Annotated in this window: 1 protein-coding gene; it reads left to right on the top strand. The window is 70.8% G+C overall.

What is annotated here, in order from left to right:
* Window positions 1–63 precede the first annotated feature (63 nt).
* Window positions 64–26,823, top strand: a complete 26,760-nt coding sequence (locus DTA22_RS23505; protein WP_112301079.1) for a non-ribosomal peptide synthase/polyketide synthase — start codon at window positions 64–66, stop codon at window positions 26,821–26,823.
* The last annotated feature ends 122 nt before the right edge of the window (window positions 26,824–26,945 follow it).

The raw sequence follows: 26,945 nt of genomic DNA, 5'->3' as shown, positions 1-26,945 counted from the left end.
CCTGCGGGCGGATACTCGAAACAGTGCGTCCGTCCTGGTAGGGCGGGGCGAGGTCGAGTTCGAGTGTGCCCTGGACAAAGTGAAGGACCCGTTCCGGGGGCGGGGGAAACGCGCCGCCCCGCGGACCTCCGTGTCCCGGGGGAGGGACTGACCGATTCCGCTCCGGGCGACGGCGAACCGTTTCCGCTCTCGGCGGCGCAGCGGGCAACGTGGTTCGCGCAGCAACTCGAACCGCAGGTCCCGATCTTCATCGCCCAGTACGTCGAGTTCCACGGTGCGCTGGACATCGACCTGCTGCGGCAGGAGACGGTGGAAGCGGCCCGCGAATTCGAATCGCCCTTCCTCAAGGTGTACGACGTCGACGGCAGGCCGCTGCAGTACGTGGACCATCGGACGGACACGTCGATCGCGTACGTCGACTTCCGTGCCGAAGAAAATCCGGTGGTGGCGGCGCACGAATGGATGGAACGTGATTACGTCACGCCGCTCGATCTGAGCGCCGACCGGCTGGTGGAGACGTCGATCCTGCAGATCGGTGACGCGCACTTCCTGTGGTACAGCAGGATTCACCACGTCGCTCTCGACGGCTACGGCGCCATGACGATGCTGCGCCGGATCGCACACCGGTACTCCGCGAAAATCGCGGGCCGCGAACCGGATCCGAACCGTGCGGTGAGTCTGCGGCAGCTGTACGACATCGACAGCCGGTACCGCGAATCCGAGCGTTTCGTGACCGATCGGGAGTACTGGGCGGGGCGGGTGGCCGGGCTCGAGGGCACCACGCTGGCGCTTACGGCGGGGCACGTGTCGGCCACCAGTACGGTGGAGAGCGCGGTCCTCTCGGACGACGTCGTGGCCGTTCTCGATTCCCGCGACAGCCTGTCGGCGGCGACCATCATCGCGGCCGCGGCGTGCTACCTGTCGCGACGCACCGGCAGAACCGATGTGCTGGTGACCATTCCGGTGTCGGCGCGCACCACGGCGGTGCTGCGCAATTCCGGGGGCATGCTCGTCAACGTGGCCCCGATGCCCGTCAGCGTCCGGGCCGACGACACCGTCGCGGAACTGATCGAGAAGGTCCAGCGTGAGCTGGTCGCCGCACTGCGGCACCAGCGGTGCAGCCTCGACGACATCCGCCGCGACGCCGGCGACACCGCGACGACGGCACTGTACGGGCCGATGGTGAACGTCATGTTGTTCCGCCAGGAGGTCGCGCTGGGTCCGCTCCTCGGCGATTTCCACATCGTCACGTCGGGTCCGGTCGAGGACCTGCTGATCAACGTGTACCAGAGCGGCACCCCCACCAGGATCTTCGTGGACTTCCGCGCGAACCCCAGCCGCTACGAGGACGACGAACTGCGGGAGCACCACCGGCAGTTCGTCGAGTTGCTGGAAGAACTCGCCACCGCAGACCCGGCGTCCCGGGTGGGCAGCATCCACGAGATCAGTTCCCGCACCGGTGAACGACTTCTGCGCGAGGCGGCGGAAATCGAGTACTGGCGCCGGCAGCTGGACGGATTGCCCGACCTCCTGCCGCTGCCCACCGACCGTCGGCGGCCCGCGAGGTTGTCGCAGGCGAGCGACCGGGTCACCGTGGTGGTGCCGGGGGAATTGCACCGGCGTGTGGCCGCACTGGCCGATGCCGCCGGGACCAGCGGCCGGATGGTGTTCCTGACGGCCCTGTCGATCCTGCTGGGCAGGGTCACCGGAAGCAGCGACATCGCCGTCGGAACGGCGGTGGACGTGGGCGATCACACCGACACCGTGGTGGTGCGGTCGCGGTACGCGAGCGAGATGTCGTGCCGCGACTACCTGGCGCACGTCCGGGACGTCGCCACCGAGGCGGTGGCGCACACCGGCGTTCCGTTCGACCGCCTGGTGCGGGAACTCGGAGGGTCGGCGTCGGACGCGTACGCACCGATCGTCCAGGTGCTGCTCGACACCCGCGCGCCCGGCTCGGCCGATTCCACCGTGTCCGGTCTCGACCTGCGCGTCTCCGTCACCGAGGCGGCCGACGAGTCGGGCGGACCGGCGGGCGTCACCATCGAGTTCTGTTTCGCCGCCGACCTGTTCGATGCCCTCACGATCCGGGTGGCCGCCGAACGGTACCTCCGAATTCTCGGCGCGATGGCGGCCGATCCGGATGTCCCGGTCGGTGACATCGAGATCCTCTCCGAAGACCAATATTCCGCGCTGACACCGGTACGAGGACGGCCGGGCCGGTCCGAGCGCACCCTGTCCGACGTGTTCGCGGACGCCGCGGCACTGGATCCGGCGGCGACGGCCCTGTCCCGGCAGGGCGAGGAGTTGTCGTATCGCGAACTGGACCGGTGGTCCACGCAGGTCGCGCGGATGCTGATCGACCGCGGGGTGGGACCGGAATCGTTCGTCGCATTGGCGCTGCCGCGTTCGTTCCGGTCGGTGGCGTCCGTGTGGGCCGTCGCGAAGACCGGGGCGGCATTCGTTCCGGTGGACCCGAACTACCCGGCCGATCGGATCGACTACATGCTCGCCGATTCGGGTGTGGTGCTGGGTCTGACGGAGAAGTCGGTGCGCGGCCGCCTGCACGACTCGATTCCGTGGTGCGTGCTGGACGATTCGGACTTCCAGGCCGACTCCGCCGCCCGCTCCGATCGTCCGCTGACCGACTCCGACCGCATTCGGCCCCTGCACCTCGACAATGCTGCGTACCTGATCTACACGTCCGGCTCGACGGGGCAACCGAAGGGCGTCGCCGTCACACACCGCGGGCTGGACAACTTCGCTGCAGACCAGCAGGAGCGGTTCGGTGCCACGAGATCGTCTCGGACGCTGCATTTTTCGACCCCGAGTTTCGACGCGTCCGTCTTCGAGTACCTGCAGGCTTTCGGGGTGGGCGCGACAATGGTGGTGGTGCCGCCGTCCGCGTACGGCGGCGCGGAACTGGCCGACCTGCTGAAGTCGGAACGTGTCACGCACGGCTTCGTCACCACCGCCGCGCTCGGCACGATCCCGCCCGATGCACTGGTCGACTTCCTCGACGTGGTCGTGGGCGGTGAGGCCTGCCCGCCGGAGCTGGTGGCACGGTGGGCGCCGGGTCGCAGGCTGTACAACGCGTACGGTCCCACCGAGACCACCATCATGGCGAACATCAGCGCGCCGATGACCCCTGGCGACCCGATCACGCTGGGCGGGCCGATCCGGGGCGCCGAGGAAGTGGTGCTCGACGCCCGGCTCCGTCCGGTGCCCGTGGGGGTACCGGGTGAGCTGTACATCGCCGGGTGCGGCGTGGCCCGGGGGTATCACCGGCGGCCGGGCCTCACGGCGGCGCGGTTCGTCGCCGACCCGTACGGCCGGGGCCGCATGTACCGCACCGGTGACGTGGTGCGGTGGCGGCCCGACCACACGCTCGAGTACCTGCGGCGCAGCGATTTCCAGGTGAAGGTGCGCGGTTTCCGCATCGAGCTCGGCGAGATCGACGCGATGCTGCAGACACATCCGGACGTGCGACTGGCCGTCACCATCGGCAGGCCGGGACCGTCCGGGGACACAGTCCTGGTCTCGTACGTCGTCCCGGCTGCGGGCAGGCCGATCGAGACGACGGAACTGCTGCGGCAGGTGCGGAACCGGTTGCCGGCGTACATGGTTCCGTCGGTCATCGTGGTGCTGGACGAGATCCCGTTGAACCCGGTCGGGAAGCTGGACAGGGCGGCGCTGCCGGAACCGCGGTTCCTGTCCGCCGCCGCCGAGTTCAAGGCGCCGACCGACCCGGTCGAGGAGTCGATCGCCGAGGTCTTCACGGAGGTCCTCGGCGTCGACCGGATCAGTGTCGACGACAGCTTCTTCGACCTCGGCGGCAATTCTCTCGTGGCGACGCGGGTGATCGCGCGCGTCAACGCGGCACTCGGATCGGACGTGGGTGTGCGGGCGTTGTTCGAGGCGCCCACCGTCGAACTACTGGCGGCCTACGTTCGCCGTGCCGGTACGGAGCTCGTGGACCGGCCACCCCTGATCGTCGGGGATCGGCCCGAGCGGATTCCGTTGTCGCTGGCGCAGCAACGGATGTGGTTCATCAACCAGTTCGACCCGGCGTCGGTGGCGTACAACATCCCGATGGCCGTGCGCCTCACCGGTCCTCTGGACGCGGACACGCTGCGGGCCGCGGTGGGGGATGTGATCGAGCGGCACGAGTCGTTGCGCACCGTGTATCCGGCGTCGCCGGACGGGCCCTACCAGGTGGTCGTCGACACCGCGGACGTCCTCCCCGACCTCACCCCGCACGTCGACGGCGACGAGTCGCTGCACGAGAGGATCGCGACCCTCCTCGCCGGCGGGTTCGACGTGAGCGCGAAGGTCCCGCTGCGCGCGGCGCTGTTGTGGACCGGCCCCGACGAACACGTGCTGGTGATCGTGGTGCATCACATCGCCGCCGACGGGGCGTCGCTCGCGCCGCTGGCCCGCGACCTGATGGTCGCTTACTCGGCGCGCCGGTCCGGGACCGTGCCGAGCTGGGAGCCGCTGCCCGTGCAGTACGCCGACTTCAGCGTGTGGCAGCGTCGCCTTCTCGGCAGTGCCGACGACGCGGACAGCCTGATGTCCCGGCAGCTGCGGTACTGGCGCGATGTGCTGGCCGGACTACCGGAGGTCAGCGCGCTGCCGCTCGACCGGAACCGGCCGGTCACCCGCTCACTCGAGGGCGCGACGGCGGCGTTCTCGATCGACGCGGGCCTGCACCGGCAACTGCTGCTCCTCGCGCGCGAGCACAACGCGACGCTGTTCATGGTGATGCATGCGGCGCTCGCCGTGCTGCTGTCGAGGATGTCCGGATCGGGTGATGTCGCCATCGGTACCCCGATCGCGGGCCGCGGCGAGGCGGCGCTGGACGACCTCGTGGGGATGTTCGTCAACACGCTGGTGCTACGAACCCCGGTGGAGTCGGACGAGGTGTTCGTCGACGTGCTGGCCCGGGCCCGGGACACCGATCTCGGCGCGTTCGGGCACACGGACGTTCCCTTCGAAAGCGTCGTCGACGAGCTCGCTCCCGGCCGGTCCACATCCCACTCGCCGTTGTTCCAGGTGCTGCTCGAATTCCAGAACACCGTGCGCGCCCACCTCGAACTGCCGGGCCTGACCGTCGAAGCGGTGGACGTCGACCCGGGTGTCGCCAAATTCGATCTGCAACTGTCGCTCGCCGAACACCACGACGAAAAGGGCACCGCGGCAGGGATGTCCGCTGCCTTCCTGTTTGCGACGGACGTGTTCGACCGGACGTCGGTGGACGGGTTCGGGGAGCGTTTCGTCCGGGTGTTGCGGGCGGTGGTGGACGACCCGGCGGCGGTGGTGGGCGACATTCCGGTTCTCGGTGCGGCCGAGCGCGATCTGGTGCTGGACCGGTGGAACCGCGAGGGTGCCACTGTCGACGCGCAGACCGTGGTCGAGCTGTTCGCGCGGGTGGCCGCGGTAACCCCGGACGCCACCGCGGTGGTGAGCGGCGACGAGACGATGACCTACGGTGAACTGGACGAGCAGGCGAACCGGTTGGCACGGTTGCTGATCGCCGAGGGTGTGGGAACCGAGTCGCTGGTCGCGGTGATGGTGGATCGCACGCCTGCCCTCGTGGTGACGTTGCTGGCCGTGCTCGCGGCCGGTGGCGGGTACGTGCCCGTCGACACCAGCTATCCCGCCGAGCGGGTGGCGGCGATGTTCGACGACGCGCAGCCCGTCTGCGCCGTGGTCAGCGCCGAATTCTCCGCGCTGGCACCGGCTGGGATTCCGGTGGTGGTGATCGACACTCCGGCGACGGCCGGTGCGGTGGCGGAATTGTCCGGGCTGCCGGTCACCGATTCGGACCGGTTGCGGCCGCTGCGGGCCGACGCCATTGCATACGTCATCTTCACATCGGGATCGACCGGGCGGCCGAAGGGCGTGCAGGTGTCGCATCGGTGCGTCGTCACGCTGCTGGCCAACACCCGGGAACTGTTCGGGTTCGACGCATCCGACGTGTGGACGCTGTTCCACTCGTACGCTTTCGACTTCTCCGTCTGGGAACTGTGGGGTGCACTCGTCCACGGTGGCAGGCTGGTGCTGGTCGACTACTTCACCGCACGGTCGCCGGACACGTTCCTCGAACTGCTGCGCCGGGAACAGGTGACGGTGCTGAACCAGACCCCGACGGCGTTCTACCAGCTGACGGAGGCCGACCGTGCGGCGAGCGCCGTCGAGGACACTGACCAGACACCACTGTCGTTGCGGCACGTGATCTTCGGTGGCGAGGCCCTCGACGTCGGGCAGCTGGAGCGGTGGTACACCCGGCACGACGACCGGGCCCCCGTGCTGGTGAACATGTACGGCATCACCGAGACCACGGTGCACGTCAGCTTCCTCGCCCTCGACCGCGCGCTGGCGGCGTCCGTGCCGGGCTCGGTGATCGGCGGCGGACTCCCCGGTCTGCGCGTCTACGTCCTGGACGGCCGGCTGCATCCGGTGCCGCCCGGGGTGGTGGGCGAGCTGTACGTGTCCGGCGACCAGGTGACCCGCGGCTACATCGGCCGGCAGGGTTTGACCGCGACGCGTTTCGTCGCCGACCCGTTCGACCACCACCGGGCGGGGGCACGCATGTACCGGTCGGGCGACGTCGTGAAGTGGGGTGCGGGCGGACGGCTCGAGTATGTCGGGCGCAGCGACTTCCAGGTGCAGCTGCGCGGTTTCCGGGTGGAACTCGGCGAAGTGGAGGCCGCCCTGGCCGCGTGCGCCGGGGTCGCGCAGTCGGTGGTCGTGGTGCGCGGCGACGACCGGGACGGCGACCGGCTGGTGGGTTACGTGGTCCCGGAGGCGGGTGCGGATGTCGACGCGGCGGCGGTTCTGGGCGCGGTCGGGGAGACCGTACCGTCGTACATGGTGCCGGCCGCGGTGGTGGTGATCGACGCCCTGCCCCTGACGGTAAACGGCAAACTCGACCGGAAAGCGCTGCCGGAAGCAGATTTCGGAACGTCGACAGTGGGATTCGCCGCCCCGCGCAATCCGGTGGAGGAGATCGTCGCCGCCGTGTTCGCCGACCTGCTCGGCGTCGTCCGGGTCGGGGCGAACGACAGCTTCTTCGCGCTCGGCGGGAACTCGCTTTCCGCGACCCGGCTCGTCGCCCGCATCAACGCTGCGGTCGGCAACCGACTGGGCGTGCGTGACGTGTTCGACGCCCCGACCGTCGCCGGGTTGGCCGCCCGCGCCGAGGCCGGGGGCTCCGGCCCGGAATCGCGGCCGGCGCCGACCCCGCGGGATCCGTCGCGGGAGATCCCCGTCTCGCTCGCACAACAGCGGATGTGGTTCATCAACCAGTTCGACACGGCCAGCGCGGCGTACAACGTGGCGATCGCGCTCCGCCTCGACGGCACTCTCGACGCGCAGGCGCTGCAGGCGGCCGTGACCGACGTCGTCGAGCGCCACGAGTCCCTGCGCACCCTGTTCCCCCTCACCGACAGCGGTCCGCGGCAGGTGATCCTCGCGGCGGAGAACGTGGCGCCCGCTCTCACCCCGCACGCCGTCGGGTCGGCGGACCTCGACGCCGAACTTCACCGGCTGCTCTCCGCCGGGTTCGACGTGACGACGGAGGCGCCGGTGCGGGCCCGGCTGTTCGGGGTGACCGAGCGCGAGCACGTGCTCGCCGTGGTCGTGCACCACATCGCGGCGGACGGCTTCTCGATGGTTCCGCTCGCCCGCGACGTCCTGTCGGCGTACACCGCCCGGTGCCGCGGCGCCGCGCCCGACTGGACCCCGCTTCCCGTGCAGTACGCCGACTACACACTGTGGCAACGAGACTGGCTCGGGGGCGAAGACGACGACGGGTCGCCGCTCGCCCGCCAACTCGCCTACTGGACCGCCACGCTGGACGGCCTCCCCGACGTAGTGGAACTGCCGACGGACCGGCCCCGCCCGGCCGCGCGCACCCTGGGTGCAGGCCGGGTCGAGTTCGAACTCGCCCCCGATCTCCACCGGAGCGTCGTGCAGCTCGCCCGCAGGCACGGATCGACCGTGTTCATGGCCCTGCACGCCGCGCTGGCGATCCTGCTGTCGCGGCTGAGCGCGTCGGACGACATCGCCGTGGGCACACCCATCGCCGGCCGCGGCGAGGCCGAGCTCGACGACCTGGTCGGGATGTTCGTGAACACCCTCGTGCTCCGCACCCCCGTCGACGGTTCCCGTACGTTCGCCGAGCTGCTCGCGCAGGTCCGCGAGGCCGATCTCGGGGCGTTCACGCACGCGGACGTCCCGTTCGAACGCGTCGTGGAGCGCCTGCGTCCCTCCCGGTCGACGGCGTACTCGCCGCTGTTCCAGGTGATGCTCGAATTCCAGAACACCGAGCGCCCCGAGCTCGAGCTGCCCGGCCTGCACGTCGAACCCCTCGACCTCGCGTTCGACACGATCAATTTCGACCTCCAGTTGACCCTGCGGGAGAACGTCGACGCCGACGGACATCCCGCGGGCATCAGTGCGGCACTCGGGTACGCCACCGACATCTTCGACGCCGACACGGTGGCTGCGTTCGCCGAGCGCCTGGTCCGGATCCTGAGCGCTGTCACCGAGTCGCCGGACGCCCCGGTCGGCGACGTCGACGTCCTCGGCGCCGGCGAGCGGGCCGCACTGACGTCCGCGAGCGGGGGCCCCGGCGTGGCGGCACGGACGCTGCCGCAGTTGCTGAGGGCCGCCACGGCCGCGGACCCGGATGCTGCGGCGTTGTCCTTCGACGGGCGTCCGGTGTCCTACCGGGACCTCGACGAGTGGTCGAACAGGCTCGCCCGCCTCCTGATCGAGCGCGGCGTCGGCCCGGAACAGGTGGTGGCGCTGGCATTGCCGCGGTCGATCGAATCCGTGCTGGCCGTCTGGTCGGTGGCCAAGACCGGGGCCGCGTTCCTGCCCGTCGACCCGAACCATCCGGCCGAGCGCATCGAGTACATGCTCGGCGACTCCGGCGCCGTCGCCGGTCTCACCACGGCCGCGCTGCGGTCGGCCCTCCCCGCGTCGATCCCGTGGCTGGTGCCGGGCGAGCCCGGGACCGAGGCCGAGCTGGCGCTGCTCCCGGCGGCGGCGGTGACCGACACCGACCGCACGTCGGCGTTACACGTGGACCACCCCGCGTACGTCATCTACACGTCGGGATCGACGGGCCGACCGAAGGGCGTCGTGACCACACACCGCGGTCTGGCGAATCTCGCTGCGACGGAGCAGAACACGTTCGGCACGACCGGGGCGTCCCGGACCCTGCACTTCGCGTCGCCGAGCTTCGACGCCTCGGTGCTCGAGCTGATGCTGGCGGTCGGGCCGGCCGCGACGATGGTGATCGCGTCCCCGTCCGTCTACGGCGGCGACGAGCTGGCGGAACTGCTGCTGCGCGAGCGGGTCACACACTGCTTCGTCACCCCGGCGGCGCTCGCCTCGGTCGATCCCGCCGGCCTCGAGAGCGTGCGGTGCGTGGTGACCGGCGGTGAGGCCTGCCCGCCGGAACTGGTGGCCCGCTGGGCGCCGGGCCGGGCCATGTTCGACGCGTACGGTCCGACCGAGTCGACCGTCGTGTCGAGCATCAGCACCCCACTGGCGCCGGGCCGACCGGTCACGATCGGCGCGCCGACGCTCGGGTTCACCGAGGCGGTTCTCGATCAGCGGCTGCATCCCGTGCCGGCGGGGGTCGCGGGGGAGCTGTACCTCGCCGGCCCCGCGCTCGCGCGCGGCTATCACGGTCGGTATCCGCTCACCGCGGAACGCTTCGTGGCCAACCCCTTCGGGCCTGCGGGTGGCCGGATGTACCGGACCGGCGACCTCGTGCGCTGGACGGCGGACGGACAACTCGACTACCTCGGGCGCACCGACTTCCAGGTGAAGATCCGCGGATTCCGGATCGAGCTGGGCGAGGTCGAGTCGGCGCTCCTCGCACACGGTGACGTGGCGGCGGCGGTCGCCGACGTGCGCCGGGACGGCCACTCCGGCGACCGGCTGATCGGGTACGTGGTCCCCGAACCCGGCGCGGACGTCGATCCGGGTGAGGTGGTGCAGTTCGCAGGCACGCGGCTCGCGTCGTACATGGTGCCCGCGGCCGTCGTGGTGATCGCGGCACTCCCGGTGACGGTCCACGGCAAGCTCGACCGGAAGGCGCTGCCGGAACCGGACTTCGGGGTCGCCGTCACCGACAGTCGTCCGCCACGCACCGAGACGGAGGCGCTGCTCGCCGGCCTGTTACAGGATGTGCTGGGACTCGAGTCGGTGGGTGTGGACGATTCGTTCTTCGCGCTGGGCGGCGACAGCATCATGTCGATCCAGTTGGTGGCCCGCGCGAAGGCTGCGGGTCTGATCCTCTCCCCGCGGGACGTGTTCGAGCGCAGGACCGTCGCCGGTCTCGCCGAGGTGGCCCACTACGAGCGCGCGGATGCCGTGGTGCTGGAGGAACTGCCCGGCGGTGGCGTCGGCCCGGTTCCGCTGACACCCGTCGTCGCGTGGATGCTGGGGCGCAGCGGCGGCCGGCTGAACCGGTTCTCGCAGGCGGTGCTGGTCACCGCGCCGCCCCGGCTCACCCGTGACGATCTCGCCGCCGCCGTCGACGCCGTGCTGGACCGCCACGACATGCTCCGCGCGCGGCTTGCCGTCGACGAGTCGGGGCAGTGGGCCATGACGGTGCTGCCGACCGGATCGGTGCCTGCCGACGCGCTGATCCATCGCGTGCCCGTCACGTCGTTCGACGCCGGCGACTTCGATGCGGTGGCGAGAGCGGAACTGAATGCGGCGGCGGACCGCCTGGACCCGGCCTCGGCCAGCATGGTGCAGGTGCTCTGGTTCGACGGTCCCGGCGGGCAGGGGCGGCTGCTGCTGGTCGCGCATCATCTCGTGGTCGACGGCGTGTCGTGGCGGATCCTGATCTCGGATCTGGCGGCGGCCCACACTCGCGTCGCCGAGGGCCTTCCCGCCGCGCTGCCTGCCATCGGGACGTCGATGCGGCGGTGGGCGCACGGACTCACCGATGCCGTCGCGGCCCGGCGCACGGAAGCGGGGCGGTGGCAGTCGATCCTCGACGGCCCCGATCCGCTTCTCGGCTTCCGGGCGCTGGATCCGGCCGTCGACGTCGATGCCACGACGGGCCGCGTCACCGTGGACGTACCCGCACACGTCACCGAGGCACTCCTCACCACATTGCCCGCGGCCTTCCACGGCACCGTCGGCGACGGCCTGCTCACGGCGCTCACACTGGCGACGATTCGGTGGCGGCGCCGTCGTGGGGTCGAGACGGCCGACGTGCTGGTCAACCTCGAGGGTCACGGCCGCGAAGACCACGTCGTCCCCGGCGCCGACCTGTCCCGCACCGTCGGATGGTTCACCACACTGTTCCCGGCGCGACTCGACCTCGCGGGCGTCGACGTCGATGCCGCCCTCGCCGGCGACGACGCGGCCGGGGCCGCGATCAAAGCGGTCAAGGAACAGCTGCTCGCGATCCCCGATCACGGCATCGGTTACGGGATGCTGCGGTACCTCGATGCGGTCGGCTCCGCGGCGCTGAGCCGATTCCGGCCACCGCAGGTGAGTTTCAACTACCTCGGCCGGGTGGCGACGAGCGCGGGCGAGGTGCCCTGGCTGCCCGTCGCGGGCAGTGGGGACCTCGGCGGAACCCAGAACTACGACATGCCCGCCGCCTGGGTGGTGGACGTCAACGCCGCCACCACCGTCCGGGACGGCGCACCGGTGCTCACGGCGACGTGGTCGTACCCCGCCGGTGTGCTGGCCGCCGAGGACGTCGAAGAGCTGTCCGCACTGTGGGTTCGAGGACTCACCGCCCTGGCCGAGCACGCGAGCCGTCCGGGCGCGGGCGGGCTGACACCGTCCGATCTCGATCTGGTACCCGTCGTGCAGGCAGACATCGACCGGCTCGAGGGCACCTACCCGGACCTCGCCGACATCTGGCCGCTGTCACCGCTGCAGGCGGGTCTGCTGTTCCACGCGCAGCTGTCCGAGCATCGCCTCGACGCCTATCAGGTGCAGCTGGTCCTCGACCTGCGCGGCACCGTCGACTCCGCGAGGCTCCGCCGCGCCGCACAGGGCCTGCTCGACCGGCACACGAACCTCCGGGTGGCGTTCGCGGACACCGGCGGCGGACCGGTCCAGGTGGTACTCGATTCGGTGACCGCGCCGTGGACCGAGGTCGACCTGACACATCTCGACGACACCCGGCTCGCCGCGGAGGCGTCGGCACTCGTGGCGGCCGACCGCGCCGTCCCGTTCGAGATGTCCGAGGCGCCGCTGCTCCGATTCACGGTGCTGCGCACCGCACCCGACCGGTGCCGGCTGGTCGTCACGCATCACCACATCCTCCTCGACGGATGGTCCACGCCACTGGTGATCAAGGACCTGCTCGTCCTCTACGCCACGGACGGCGACACGACGGCCCTTCCCCGCGTCACGTCGTACCGCGACTACCTGCAGTGGATCGGCAGGCAGGACCACGAACGCTCCACGGCCGCCTGGGTATCCGCCCTCGCCGGCTCGGACGAGCCGACATTCGTGGCACCGGCGGCGCGCGGCGAGCAGAGCTTCGCCGAACCCGAGGACGTGCGCCTCGACGTGGGCGAGGAGAAGACCCGGGCGCTCGAGGCGCTCGCGCGCGAGCACGGGCTGACGATGAACACCCTCGTCCAGGTGGCGTGGGGGCTGGTGCTGACCACGCTCGGCACGCGCGAGGACGTGGTTTTCGGAGCCACGGTGTCCGGCCGCCCACCGGGAGTCGCCGGCATCGAGTCGATGGTGGGGCTGTTCATCAACACGGTGCCCGTCCGGCTGCGCCTGCGCCGCGAGGAGACGCTCGCGGAACTGCTGCAGCGTTTTCAGCGTGAACAGTCCGCCCTCCTCGATCACCACTACGTGGGACTCACGGAGATCCAGCGCGCCGTGGGCGCGGGCGCCGCGTTCGACACGCTGACCGTGTTCGAGTCGTATCCGGTGGACCGCATGGGATTGTCGGAAGACACCGACATCGACGGCATGCACGTCGCGGGGATCGAGGGGATCGACTCCACCCACTATCCGTTCACCCTGATGGCGCACGCCGACACTGGACTGCACCTGCGACTGCGCTACCAGCCGAACGTCTTCCAGGGCGAGTTCGCGGAGTCGGTGGCGGCCCGCGTCGCGCGCGTCGTGCAGATCCTGCTGTCGGACATCGACACGCCGATCGCCCACGTCACGCTGCTGTCGGAGGCCGAACTCCAGGAGTACACCGCGGTGTCCGGCGCCCCGGCCGGGCCGCCGAAGACCCTGCCGGAGATCCTCACGGCCTCGGCCTGGAACCGGCCGGAGGCGCCCGCGCTCGTCTTCGACGGACGCGAGACGAGTTACCGCGAACTCGACGAGCGGTCGAGCGCGCTGGCCCGCGTGCTCATCGATCGTGGTGCCGGACCGGAGACGTTCGTGGCGCTCGGGTTGCCCCGGTCACGGGAATCGGTGCTCGCGGTGTGGGCGGTCGCGAAAGCGGGCGCGGCGTTCGTGCCCGTCGACCCGAACTATCCCGCCGACCGCATCGAGCACATGCTGGCCGATTCCGGTGCGGCACTGGGTGTGACGACGTCGGCTCACCGGCATCGATTGCCCGGTTCCGTGCCGTGGCTGGTGCTGGACGATCCGGTCTTCGACCGCACGTGGTCCGCCGCACCCTCCGCCCGCGTGACCGACCTGGACCGCCGGTCGGTGCTCGACGTCGACCACGCCGCGTATGCGATCTACACGTCCGGATCCACCGGCAGGCCGAAGGGTGTCGTCGTCACCCACCGCGGTCTGGCGAACCTGCTCACCGAGCAGACCGAGCACTACACCGTGTCGCCCGACGCCCGGTGCCTGCACATCTGTTCACCCAGCTTCGACGTGGCGATACTCGAACTCGTCCAGTCGTGTGCCGCGGGGGCGAAGCTCGTGATCGCTCCCCCCGACGTCTACGGCGGGGCGGAACTGGCGGCGCTGCTGCGTCGCGAACGCGTCACCCACGCCTGCATCACCCCGGCCGTCCTGGCCACCGTGGAGCGCGACGGTATCGAGCACCTCGAGGCGCTCGTCGTGGCCGGCGACGCCGTCGGCGACGAACTGGTCGCCGCGTGGGGTGCGGATCGGGCGATGTTCAACGGCTACGGCCCCACCGAGGCCACCATCCTCACCACCTTCAGCCGGCCGATGAGACCGGGAGAACCGGTCACCATCGGGGGCCCCGTCCGCGGCATCGCGCTGTCGGTCCTCGACGCGCGGCTGCAGCCCGTTCCGGCCGGGGTGCCGGGTGAGCTGTACATCGCGGGAACGGCTCTGGCCCGCGGATATCACCGGCGGCCCGCTCTCACCGCGGAGCGGTTCGTCGCCGACCCCTACGGCGGCGGCCGGATGTACCGCACGGGCGACGTCGTGCGGTGGCGTCGCGACCACACCCTCGAATACCTCGGGCGCAGCGACTTCCAGGTGAAGATCCGCGGTCAGCGCGTCGAACTGGGGGAGATCGATTCCGTTCTCACCACCCACCCCCACCTCGACTTCGCCGCGACCCTCGGCAGGCCGGGCCCACTGGGGGACACGGCGCTGGTGTCGTACGTGCTGCCGCACGACGGCGAGGAGGTCGCGGCACCGGACGTGCTCGCGTTCGCGGGCCGGATCCTGCCCAAGTACATGGTGCCCGCCGCAGTGGTGGTCCTCGACGAGATTCCGCTGACCCCCGTCGGCAAACTCGACCGGAAAGCGCTGCCCGCACCGGAATTCACGTGGGCGACCCTCGGGTACCGGGCGCCCACCACTCCGATCGAGGAGGCCGTCGCGCAGGTGTTCGCCGACGTGCTCGGTGCCCCGCGCGTCGGCGCCGACGACAGCTTCTTCGAACTCGGCGGCGACTCGCTCAGCGCCACCCGGGCGGTCGCGCGCATCAACTCCGCCCTCGACGCCGGGATCGGTGTGGCCGCACTGTTCGACGCGCCTGTCGTCTCCGATCTGGCCGTCCGGATCGACTCGGCCGCGACGGCGACCACCCCGTCGGTGGCGCTCACCGCACGACCGCGCCCCGACCGGATCCCGTTGTCGCTGGCGCAGCAAAGGATGTGGTTCGTCAACCAGTTCGACACGTCCTCGCCCGCCTACAACATCCCGATCGCCCTGCGACTGACCGGCACCCTCGATCACGCCGCCCTGCTCGCAGCGGTCGGCGACGTGGTCGAACGCCAGAAATCGCTGCGCACCGTGTTTCCCGGGTCGGTCGACGGACCGCACCAGGTGATCGTCGATCCGGGGCGGGCCACGCCCGGCCTCGATCCGGTGGCCGTCTCCGATGATCGTGCTCTGCGGGACGCCCTCGCGGCCCTGGCCGGCACCGGTTTCGACGTGAGCGACGAGATCCCGTTCCGTGCCCGGCTGTTCGAGCGGGGGCCGGAGAAACACGTCCTGGCGATCGTCGTGCACCACATCGCCGCCGACGGGTTCTCGATGATGCCGCTGGCCCGCGACGTCATGCTCGCGTACACCGCCCGGACCGTGGGGGAGACACCCGGCTGGACCCCGCTGCCGGTGCAGTACGCCGACTACAGCGTGTGGCAGCGGGACTTCCTCGGTGCGGTGGACGAACCGGACTCGGTGCTGTCGAGGCAACTGGGCTACTGGACGGACACCCTGTCCGGTGCGCCCGAGGTGCTGCAGATCCCCGTCGACCGGCCGCGCCCCGTCCAGCGGTCGTACCGCGGGGGCGTCGTGGAGTTCGACGTGCCTGCCCGGCTGCACCGGGCGTTGAACACGATCGCGACCCAACATAATTCGACACTGTTCATGGCGGTCCACGCGGCGTTCGCCGTCCTGCTGTCCCGGTTGTCGGGCACGGACGACGTCACGATGGGCACGCCCGTCGCCGGTCGCGGGCAGGCGGTGCTCGACGACGTGGTGGGCATGTTCGTCAACACGCTCGTCCTGCGGACCGTGGTGGATCCGCGGGCGTCGTTCGGTGAGGTACTGACGGCGGTCCGGGCCGCCGACCTCGGTGCGTTCGAGCACGCGGACATCCCGTTCGAGCGGCTGGTCGATCATCTCGCCCCCGAACGATCCACGTCGCACACCCCGCTGTTCCAGGTGCTCATCGAGTTCCGGAACGCGGAGGGCACCCACCTCGAACTGCCCGGTCTCACCGTCGACTCGCTCGACGTGGACCTCGGCGTCGCGAAGTTCGACCTGGAACTGAGCCTCGCCGAACAGATCGACGCGGACGGCGCGCCTGCCGGACTCGCTGCCGGACTGCGGTTCGCGACGGATGTGCTCGATCGCGACACCGTCGCCCGGTTCGGGGAACGGTTCCTCCGGGTGCTCGAGTCGGTCGCCGGTGCCACGGAGCTCCCGGTGGGCGACATCGAGATCCTGGACACCGTGGAGCGCGACCTGCTGCTGCCGGCGCTCGCCGAGCCCGCACCGCAGGACGCGACCCTGACGGAACTCTTCGAGCGGGCGGCGCAGCGATCCCGCCACGCGACGGCCGTCCTGTGCGAAGGCGTGTCGCTCACCTACGACGAGCTGGATACCCGGGCGAATCGTCTGGCGCGGTTGCTGATCGCGCGGGGCGCCGGCCCCGAGACCCTGGTGGCCGTCGCCGCGGCGCGGTCGGTGGATCTGGTGGTGGCGCTGCTCGCGGTGGTGAAGTCGGGCGCCGGGTATGTGCCCGTGGACGTCACGTATCCGGCGGAGCGGCTCGCGTTCGTGTTCGCCGACGCCCGCCCGGTGTGTGTGCTGACCACCGAGGCCGAATCCGACGCGGTCCGGGCGAGCGGGGTCCCGCTCCTCCTGGTGGACAGCCCGGACGTGGCGGCCGAACTCGACCGTACGTCGCCGCTGCGGGTGACCGACGGCGACCGGACCGGGCCGCTGCGCCCGGACTCGGTGGCGTACGTCATCTACACCTCCGGATCCACGGGGCAGCCGAAAGGCGTTCAGGTGGCGCACCGCAACGTCGTCACCCTGTTCGCGGACACGCAGCCGCTGTTCCGGTTCGACGCGTCCGACGTGTGGACCATGTTCCACTCGGCGGCGTTCGACTTCTCCGTGTGGGAGCTGTGGGGTGCGCTCCTCCACGGTGGCCGGCTGGTGGTGGTCGACTACTTCACGACCCGCTCACCCGACATGTTCCTGCGCCTGCTGCGGGACGAGAGCGTCACCGTCCTGAATCAGACTCCCACCGCCTTCTACCAACTCGCCGAGGCGGACCGGGTCGCCGGCACCACCGCACTCGCCCTCCGCGTCGTGGTGTTCGGCGGCGAAGCCCTCGACCTGGGACAGCTCACCCGCTGGTACGCGCGACACGTCGACACCGCCCCGGTGCTGGTGAACATGTACGGCATCACGGAAACCACCGTGCACGTCAGCCACCTGCCGCTGGACGAGGAACTCGCCGCGTCGGCGTCGGCCTCCGTGATCGGCCGGGCACTGCCCGGACTGCGCGTGTACGTGCTCGACTCCCGCCTGCACCCGGTACCGCCGGGAGTGGTCGGGGAACTCTACGTGTCGGGCGCGCAGGTATCCCGTGGGTATCTGGGCCGGTTCGCGCTCACGTCGACCCGGTTCGTGGCCGACCCGCACACACCCGGTTCGCGGATGTACCGATCCGGCGACCTCGGCCGGTGGAACGCGGACGGGCAGCTGGAATATTTGGGCCGCAACGACTTCCAGGTTCAGGTCAAGGGGTTCCGCATCGAGCTCGGTGAGGTGGAGTCGGCGCTCCTCGCCTGCGACGGCGTGGCGCAGTCGGTGGTGCTGGCGCGGCGCGAGCGACTGGTGGGCTACGTGGTGCCCGAGGCGGGCCGGGTGCTGGACCCGGCCGGAATCGTCGACACGGTCGCCGGCCGCCTGGCGGCGCACATGGTGCCCGCGGCCGTGGTGGTACTCGACGCCCTGCCCCTCACCGTGAACGGCAAACTCGACCGCCGAGCGCTGCCCGAACCGGACTTCGGACGGCAGGTGTCGCTCGGCCGCGCACCGGCGACGGAGACGGAGCGGATCCTCGCCGGCCTGTTCGCCGAGGTGCTCGGCCTCGACTCGGTGGGAGTCGACGACTCGTTCTTCGCGGTGGGCGGCGACTCCATCATGTCGATTCAGCTCGTCACGCGGGCGAAGGCGTCCGGGGTGGTGATCACCCCGCGGGACGTGTTCGAACGCAAAACGGTTACCGCACTCGCGGAGGTCGCGACCGCGGGCGAGCAGACGGTCACGTTGGAGGAACTGCCCGGCGGCGGCGTCGGCGAATTCCCCCTGACCCCGATCCTGCACTGGATGCTGGGCAGGGACGGCGATTTCCGGCGGTATTCCCAGGCCGCGCTGTTCACCACTCCCGCCGCACTGGACGAAGACACGCTGACGGCGGCGATGCAGGCCGTCCTGGACCGGCACGACATGCTGCGCGCCCGGCTGTACCGCAGCGACCGGGCCGAGCGCGGCGCGGCGATGGCGGTCGCGCCGCCCGGCTGGGTGCGGGCGACCGCGGTGCTGCGCACGGTGCCGCTCGACGACGCCGTGGACTCGTTCACCGAGGCCGCGTCCCGCGAACTGGACGCCGCCGCGGGCCGGCTCGACCCGGAGTCGGGTGTGATGGTGCAGGCGGTGTGGTTCGCGAGCAACGCGACACCGGCCGCCGCGGGACGGCTGCTGATCGTCGCCCATCACGTGGTGGTCGACGGGGTGTCGTGGCGGATCCTCGTCCCCGACCTCGCCCTCGCCTGCGCCCAGGTGCTGTCGGGTGAGTCGCCCACCCTACCCGGCACCGGCACGTCGATGCGCCGGTGGGCGCACGCCCTCGCGGACGTGGCGCAGGAACCCTCTCGCACAGCCGAACTCGACCTGTGGCGGCGGATGCTCGACACCCCGGACCCGCCGCTCGGGTCGCGGCCCCTCACCGCCACCGACATCCAGACCGCCGACGTCGAGGTCCGGATCCCCATCGAGGTGACCGAGGCGCTGCTGACGACGCTGCCACAGGCCTTCCACGGGAGTGTCGGCGACGGACTGCTGACCGCGCTGGCGTTGGCGCTGGTGCGCTGGCGCCGGGCGCGGGGGATCGAGTCGTCCGGCGCGCTGGTGAATCTCGAGGGGCACGGTCGTGAGGAGCAGGTGGTTCCGGGCGCCGATCTCGCCCGCACCGTCGGCTGGTTCACCACGATCTTCCCGGTGGGCCTCGACCTGAGCGGCGTGGACGTCGACGACGCGTTCGCGGCCGGCCCCGCCGCCGGTGCCGCGGTCAAGGCGGTGAAGGAGCGGTTGCAGTCGATCCCCGACCACGGCATCGGGTTCGGGCTGCTCCGGTACCTCGCCCCCGAGACGGCTCCCGTGCTCGCGGCCCTGCCGGGCGCGCAGGTGAGCTTCAACTACCTCGGCAGGCTCGGTTCGGGTTCCGCGCCGGACGGCGACTGGACGCCGGTCGCCGACGCGGGCCTCGCCGCCGCCGCGCACTCCGGGCTGCCCGCAGCGGCCGTCGTCGACGTGAACGCCAGGACCACCGACACCGCCGCAGGTCCCGCCCTCACCGCCACGTGGTCGTTCCCCGTCGGGGTGATCGCGGCCGACGACGTCGGCGAACTCGCGAGCCTGTGGGTCGGCGCGCTCGAGGCCCTCACCGCGCACGCCCGGTCCGGTGGCGGCGGATTCACCCCGTCCGACCTGAACCTCGTCCGGCTCGGCCAGAGCGCGATCGACGACCTCGAGCGCCGCTATCCGGCGATGACCGACGTCTGGCCGCTGTCACCGCTGCAGGCAGGCATGCTGTTCCACGCCGAACTGGCCGACGAATCGGTGGACGCCTACCTCGTCCAGCTGATCCTCGACCTCGGCGGCGACGTCGATGCGGCTCGACTGCGCCGGGCCGCAGCCGCCCTCCTCGACCGTCACCCGAACCTTCGCAGCGCGTTCTGTCACGACTCCGAGGGCGGGGCCGTGCAGGTCGTCTCGAGCCGGGTTGCCGTGCCCTGGAGGGAAATCGACCTGAGCGGACTGGGCCAGGACGCGGCGGCCGCCGAGATCGAGCGACTACTGGCCGCCGACCGGACCACCCCCTTCGACATGGCCACCGCACCACTGATCCGGTTCCTGCTGGTGCGGACGCCCGGCGGACGCCGGCGACTGGTGTCGACGAACCACCACATCCTGCTCGACGGCTGGTCGATGCCGCTGATGATCCGGGAACTGCTCACGCTGTACGCCACGAATGCCGACCCCGCGCCGCTGCCCCGGGTACGGGACTACCGCGACTACCTGGCGTGGATGAAGGGGCGCGACACCGACCTGGCCGCGCGGGCCTGGGCGGACGCCCTCGCGGGGGTCGAGGAACCGACGCTGCTGGTGCCCGCCGACCGGGCTCGGCAGCTGTCGACCGTGTCGCGGGAGTGGGTGTTCGACCTCGACGAGGACCGGACCGACCGGCTGCGCGAATCCGCGCGCGCTCGCGGGCTCACCCTCAACAGCATTCTGCAGACGGCATGGGGCATCGTGCTGGGGATGCTCACCGGACGCGACGACGTCGTGTTCGGCGCCACCGTTTCCGGCCGGCCGCCGGAACTCTCCGGCATCGAGACGATGGTCGGGCTGTTCATCAACACCGTGCCGGTGCGCGTCACACTGCGCCCGGAGGAGACGCTCGGCGCGTTGCTGGAGCGGGTGCAGGCCGAGCAGGCGGCGATGCTCGATCACCACTACACGGGTCTCGCCGAGATCCAGGACGCCGCGGGTCCCGGCGTCGGGTTCGACACCCTCACCGTGTTCGAGTCGTACCCGGTGGACCGGGCGGGGCTGTCGGAGGACACCGACATCGCCGGGCTCCGCGTGACCGGCGTGGATGCCCGCGACGCCGCGCACTACCCGCTGAGCCTCGTCGCGTCGGCGGCGGCGAGCCTGCACCTGAAGTTCGAGTACGTGCCCGACCTGTTCGCCCCCGGCGCGATCGAGGACATCGCCGAGCGGGTGGTGCGGGTGCTCGACGCCTGCGCCGGACCCGACGTTCCGCTCGCCCGGCTGTCGCTGCTCACCGAGCGCGAACGCGCGGAACTGGTACCGGTCCGCGGTGGTCCCGCCGGCTCCGTCCGCACGCTCCCGCAGATCTTCACGGACGCCGCCGCGGTCGACCCCGATGCGGTCGCCCTGTCGTCCGGCGACGTCGAGGTGTCGTACCGGGAGCTGGACGAGCGGTCCAACCGGCTCGCCCGTGCTCTGATCTCCCGCGGACTCGGCCCGGAAACGTCGGTGGCCGTGGGTATCCCACGCTCGATCGAGTCGGTGCTGTGCGTCTGGGCGGTGGCCAGGACCGGGGCCGTGTTCGTGCCCGTCGACCCGAACTATCCGGGCGAGCGCATCACGCACATGCTCACCGATTCGGAGTGCGCACTCGGGCTGACGACGTCCGAGCATCGCGCCCGCCTGCCCGAGAACATCGGCTGGCTGGTCCTCGACGACCCCGCGTTCGCCGCCGAGTGCGCGGCCGCATCCGCGGCACCGGTCGGCGACGGCGACCGCACGGCACCGGTCACCCTCGACACGGCCGCCTACCTCGTCTACACGTCCGGGTCCACCGGCAGGCCGAAGGGCGTGACCGTGACGCACCGCGGTCTCGACAATTTCGCCCGCGATCAACTCGCCCGCTTCGGAGCGGATCCCGGATCCCGGACACTGCACTTCTCGACACCGAGCTTCGACGGATCCGTATTCGAATACCTGCAGGCGTTCGGCGCGGCGGCGACGATGGTGATCGCGCCGACCACCGTCTTCGGCGGCGACGAACTCGCCCAGCTGATCCGCGATCGGCACGTCACGCACGCGTTCGTCACCACGGCGGCGCTCGCGTCCCTCGACCCGGCGGGCCTGGATCAGTTCACCGACGTCGCGGTCGGCGGCGAGGCCTGCCCACCCGAACTCGTGTCCCGGTGGGCGCCGGGGCGGCGGTTGTACAACGCGTACGGGCCGACCGAGACCACAGTCATGTCCAACATCAGCGATCCCCTGACCCCGGGGGAGCGCATCACCATCGGCGGACCGATCCGCGGTGTCACGGAGTTGGTGCTGGATTCCCGGCTGCAGCCCGTTCCGGCGGGGGTTCCGGGGGAGTTGTACCTCGCCGGTGCGGGACTGGCGCGCGGCTACCACCGGCGCCCCGGGCTGACGGCGGAACGGTTCGTCGCCGACCCCGCCGAGCCCGGGCAACGGATGTACCGCACCGGCGACATCGTGCGCTGGACCCCCGAGCGCACCATCGAGTACCTCGGCCGCAGCGACTTCCAGGTGAAGGTGCGCGGGTTCCGCATCGAACTCGGCGAGATCGACACCACCCTCGCGGCGGACCCCGACGTCCGGTTCGCGGTCACGGTCGCCTACCGCGGCCCGGCCGGGGACACACTCCTCGCGTCCTATGTCGTGCCCGCACCCGAGCGAGCCCTCGACACCGAGACGATCACCCGCCGCCTCGCGGGCAGACTGCCCGCCCACATGGTTCCGTCGTCGATCACGGTGCTGGACGAGATCCCGCTGAACGCCGTCGGCAAGTTCGACCGCAAAGCCCTGCCCGCACCCGAATTCGACGTCGGCGCGCGCGAATACCGGGCACCCGCCGATCCGGTCGAGGCGACGGTGGCCGAAGTCTTCGCGGAGGTCCTCGGCCTCGACCGGGTGAGTGCGGATGCGGGGTTCTTCGACCTCGGCGGCAACTCACTGAGCGCGACCCGCGCGGTGGCCCGCCTGCGTGCCGCACTCGACACCGACGTCGGCGTGCGGGCGCTGTTCGAGGCGCCCACGGCCCAGGCGTTGGCCGCGCGCATCGAGCACGCGGGGGCGGGTCCGTCCGGCCGTCCAGCCCTCACCGCCGGGGACCGCCCGGACCGCATCCCGCTGTCGTACGCCCAGCAACGCATGTGGTTCATCAACCAGTTCGACACGAGTTCGCCCGCCTACAACATCCCGATGGTGGTGCGGCTCACCGGCGACCTCGACGTGGATGCGCTGACCGCCGCGGTCACGGACGTCGTGACCCGGCACGAGTCGTTGCGCACCCGCTTCCCGCTCCGCGACGGCGAACCTGTCCAGGAGATCCTCGCGCCCACCGGCCACCAGGGCTGTGGCCGATCGGAACAAGCGCCGATGCTCGGGCCGATCGCGGTCGCAGACGAAAGCCGCCTCCGGGAGGAGCTCACCCGGCTGGTGTCGGCCGGCTTCGACGTCGCCGCCGCCGTACCGCTGCGCGTCGCCCTGTTCTCCCTGGACCCGACGGACCACGTGCTCGCCGTCGTGGTTCACCACATCTCGGCCGACGGTTTCTCGATGGCACCGCTGGTGCGGGACGTGATGATCGCGTACGAGTCCCGCGTCCACGGTCGCGCTCCCGCATGGACGCCGCTGCCGGTCCAGTACGCCGACTACACACTGTGGCAACGCGGGCTGCTGGGTTCGGAGGACGATCCCGGGTCGCTGCTCTCGCGGCAACTGGCCTACTGGGAGTCGGCGCTGGCCGGGCTGCCCGAACTCCTCGAACTGCCTGCCGACCGTCGGCGTCCCGCACAACAGTCGTTCCACGGCGACCGGGTGCGCTTCGCGATCGCCCCCGGCCTCCACGAGCGAATCCGGACGGCGGCGCGAGAGCACCGGTCCACCGAGTTCATGATCGTGCACGCCGCACTCGCGGTCCTGCTCGGGCGGCTCGGCGGCACGGGGGACGTGGCGATCGGCACCCCGATCGCGGGCCGCGGTGAGGCGGCGCTCGACGACCTCGTCGGAATGTTCGTCGGCACGCTGGCCCTGCGCACCCCCGTCGAGGCGGGACAGCCGTTCCGTGACCTGCTCACGCGGGTCCGCGATGCCGATCTCGGCGCCTTCGCGCACGCCGACGTGCCCTTCGAACGGGTGGTGGACGCCGTCGGACCGGTGCGGTCGACCGCCCATTCGCCGCTCTTCCAGGTGTCCCTCGAATTCCAGAACACCGAGACTCCCACGCTGCGGTTGCCGGGGCTGAGCGTCGAGGGGCTCGATCCCGACCTCGACGTCGTGAAGGTGGACCTCGAGGTGATCCTCGACGAGCGGTTCGCCGCGGACGGCGCGCCCGCGGGCATGGTGGGTGCGATCGACTACGCGACCGACCTGTTCGACGCCGACACGGTGCGGGGTTTCGCGGAACGGTTCGTGCGCATCCTCGACACGGTCACCGCGGAACCCGTCATTCCGGTCGGCGACATCGAGATCCTCGGCAGCGACGAAGTCGCGGCGCTCACCCCGGCGCACGGAGCACCCGACGCCCCGAATGTCCTTCTGCCGGAACTGCTGTCGGCCGCGGTCGATCGAGACCGGGGCGCCGACGCGGTGTCCTACCGGGGCAGGACGATCAGCTACCGCGAACTCGACGAGGCATCGAACCGGCTGGCGCGCCGGCTGATCGAGCACGGTGCGGGTCCGGGAACCACCGTCGCTCTGAGCCTGCCGCGCTCGATCGAATCGGTGCTGTCGGTGTGGGCCGTCGCTCGAACGGGCGCCGCGTTCCTGCCGGTCGACCCCGGGTATCCACTCGACCGCATCGAGCACATGCTCACCGACTCCGGTGCCGTGTCCGGGGTGACCCTCCGGGCACCCCGAGATCGGCTGCCCGACACAGTGAACTGGATCGTGCTCGACGACGCCGAAGACGAGGAGCGGATCCGGGTGCAGTCGCCCGCCCCCGTCACCGACGGGGACCGGACGGCACCGCTGCACGAATCACATCCCGCGTACCTCATCTACACGTCCGGATCCACGGGTATCCCCAAGGGAGTGGCCGTCACGCACCGTGGCCTGGCGAACCTCGCCGCGGAGGAGCGCGACCGTCTCGCCGTTACCCCCGGCTCCCGGGTGCTGCACTTCGCGTCGCCGAGTTTCGACGCGTCCGTGTTCGAACTCGTGATGGCATTCTGTGCGGGTGCGACGCTGGTGATCGCTCCGCCGACGATCTACGGCGGCACCGAACTGGCCGGACTGCTGAGCGACGAGCGCGTGTCCCACGGATTCGTCACCCCGACCGCGCTGGCGTCGATGGACCCCCTCGGCTTCGAGTCGCTGCGGACGCTGGTCGTGGCCGGTGAGGCCTGTCCACCCGAACTCGTCGCCCGGTGGGCGCCCGGCCGCCGGATGTTCAACGCGTACGGGCCGACCGAGACCACGATCATGTCGAACATCAGCGACGTGCTGGTGCCGGGCGACCCGATCACGCTCGGCGCACCCACCCGCGGCGTCTCGGAGGTCGTGCTGGATCCGCGGCTCCGCCCGGTGCCGGTCGGTGTGGTCGGTGAGCTGTACGTGTCGGGACGCGCCCTGGCGGCCGGGTATCACCGTCGGCCCGGTCTGACGGCCTCCCGCTTCGTGGCCGCTCCCTGGGGTGTCCCGGGCGAGCGGATGTACCGCACAGGAGACGTGGTGCGGTGGCGCCGGGACGGCACCCTCCAGTACGTCGGGCGCACCGACTTCCAGGTGAAGATCCGCGGGTTCCGCATCGAACCCGGCGAGATCGACGCCGCACTCACCACCCATCCCGACGTCGGGTTCGCCGTCACGGTCGGCCGTGCCGGGCCTGCGGGGGAACCGCTGCTCGTCTCGTATGTCCGTCCGATCGGCGGCGCGGACGTCGACACCGCGGAACTCACCCGTCTCGTCGGGCAGCGGTTGCCCGCCCACATGGTGCCCGCCGCGATCGTCGTGCTCGAACAGATTCCGCTGACGCCGGTGGGCAAGCTGGATCGCGCCGCACTGCCCGCACCCGAGTTCCTGTCGGGCGCCCGCTTCCGGTTGCCCGCGAACGACCTGGAGGCGGCGGTCGTGGACGTCTTCGCCGACGTCCTCGGGCTCGACCGGGTGGGGGCGGACGACAACTTCTTCGAGCGGAGCGGCAACTCCCTGCTCGCCACGAAGGTGATCGCCGCCCTGCAGGAGAGACTCGACCGGAAGATCCCGCTGCAATGGATGTTCCTCGATCCCACCCCGTCCGGCCTCGCCGGCAGGATCGCACTGCCGTCGGCGGAGGGCGGTGTCATGGAGGCACTCGGGGTGGTGATTCCGCTGCGCACCGAGGGCACCGGACGGCCGCTGTTCTGTGTCCACCCGGGAATTGGGCTCTCCTGGGGGTACGCGGGCCTCATCCGGTATCTGCCCGCCGACCGCCGGGTGTACGGACTCCAATTGCCCACGATCAGCGGGGACGGCGACTACCAGTCGATCGAACAACTTGCGCACCGGTACGTCGAGGAGATGAAGGCCATCCAGCCGGAGGGGCCGTACGACCTCCTCGGCTGGTCGCTGGGCGGGGTCATCGCCCACGCGATGGCCGTCGAACTCCAGAATGCCGGTGAGGAGGTCGCCACCCTCGCGGTCATGGACAGCTATCCCGACAACGGAGAGGATCCGCTGTTCGGGAAGCTCGACATGCGGGATCTGCTCCGCGGACTGGGGCTCGTCGTCGCCACCGACGGCGACCTCACGTACGAACGCGCGGCGGAACTCCTCAACGAATCGTGGGGCAGTGACTCCGGACTGCGCGGAGAACACCTCGAGCGAATCAACGCCGGATACGAGAATTCACGAAAACTGGTCCACCGGTTCGAGCCGCAGGTTTACGATGGCGCGCTGCTGATCTTCCCCGCGACCGGCGACGACGACGGCACCACGCGCGCCCGGTCGGCGGACGAGTGGAGACCGCTGGTGACCGGTCGAATCGTGGAGCACCGGGTGGACTGCGGACACAACGACATGATCGAGCCGCAGTCCCTCGCCGTCATCGGGCCGGTGCTGTCGAGGTATCTCGAAGCCGGTCGAACCCCGCGCCGCGACGACCGAATCCGCTGAACAGAGCCGCGCCGCTGTGCAACGATGGGGTCTGTGCGCCCTGTGGACGGCGAACGAGTTTTCTGGGGGGCGGGGAAAAGCTACCGCCTCCCGCATTCGCGAGCCAGGATTCGGACGCGGAC

Origin of the sequence: Rhodococcus wratislaviensis (assembly GCF_900455735.1) — a bacterium.
In the GTDB taxonomy this organism is placed as follows: Bacteria; Actinomycetota; Actinomycetes; order Mycobacteriales; family Mycobacteriaceae; genus Rhodococcus_F; species Rhodococcus_F wratislaviensis.
This window is presented reverse-complemented; position numbering and strand designations above follow the sequence as displayed.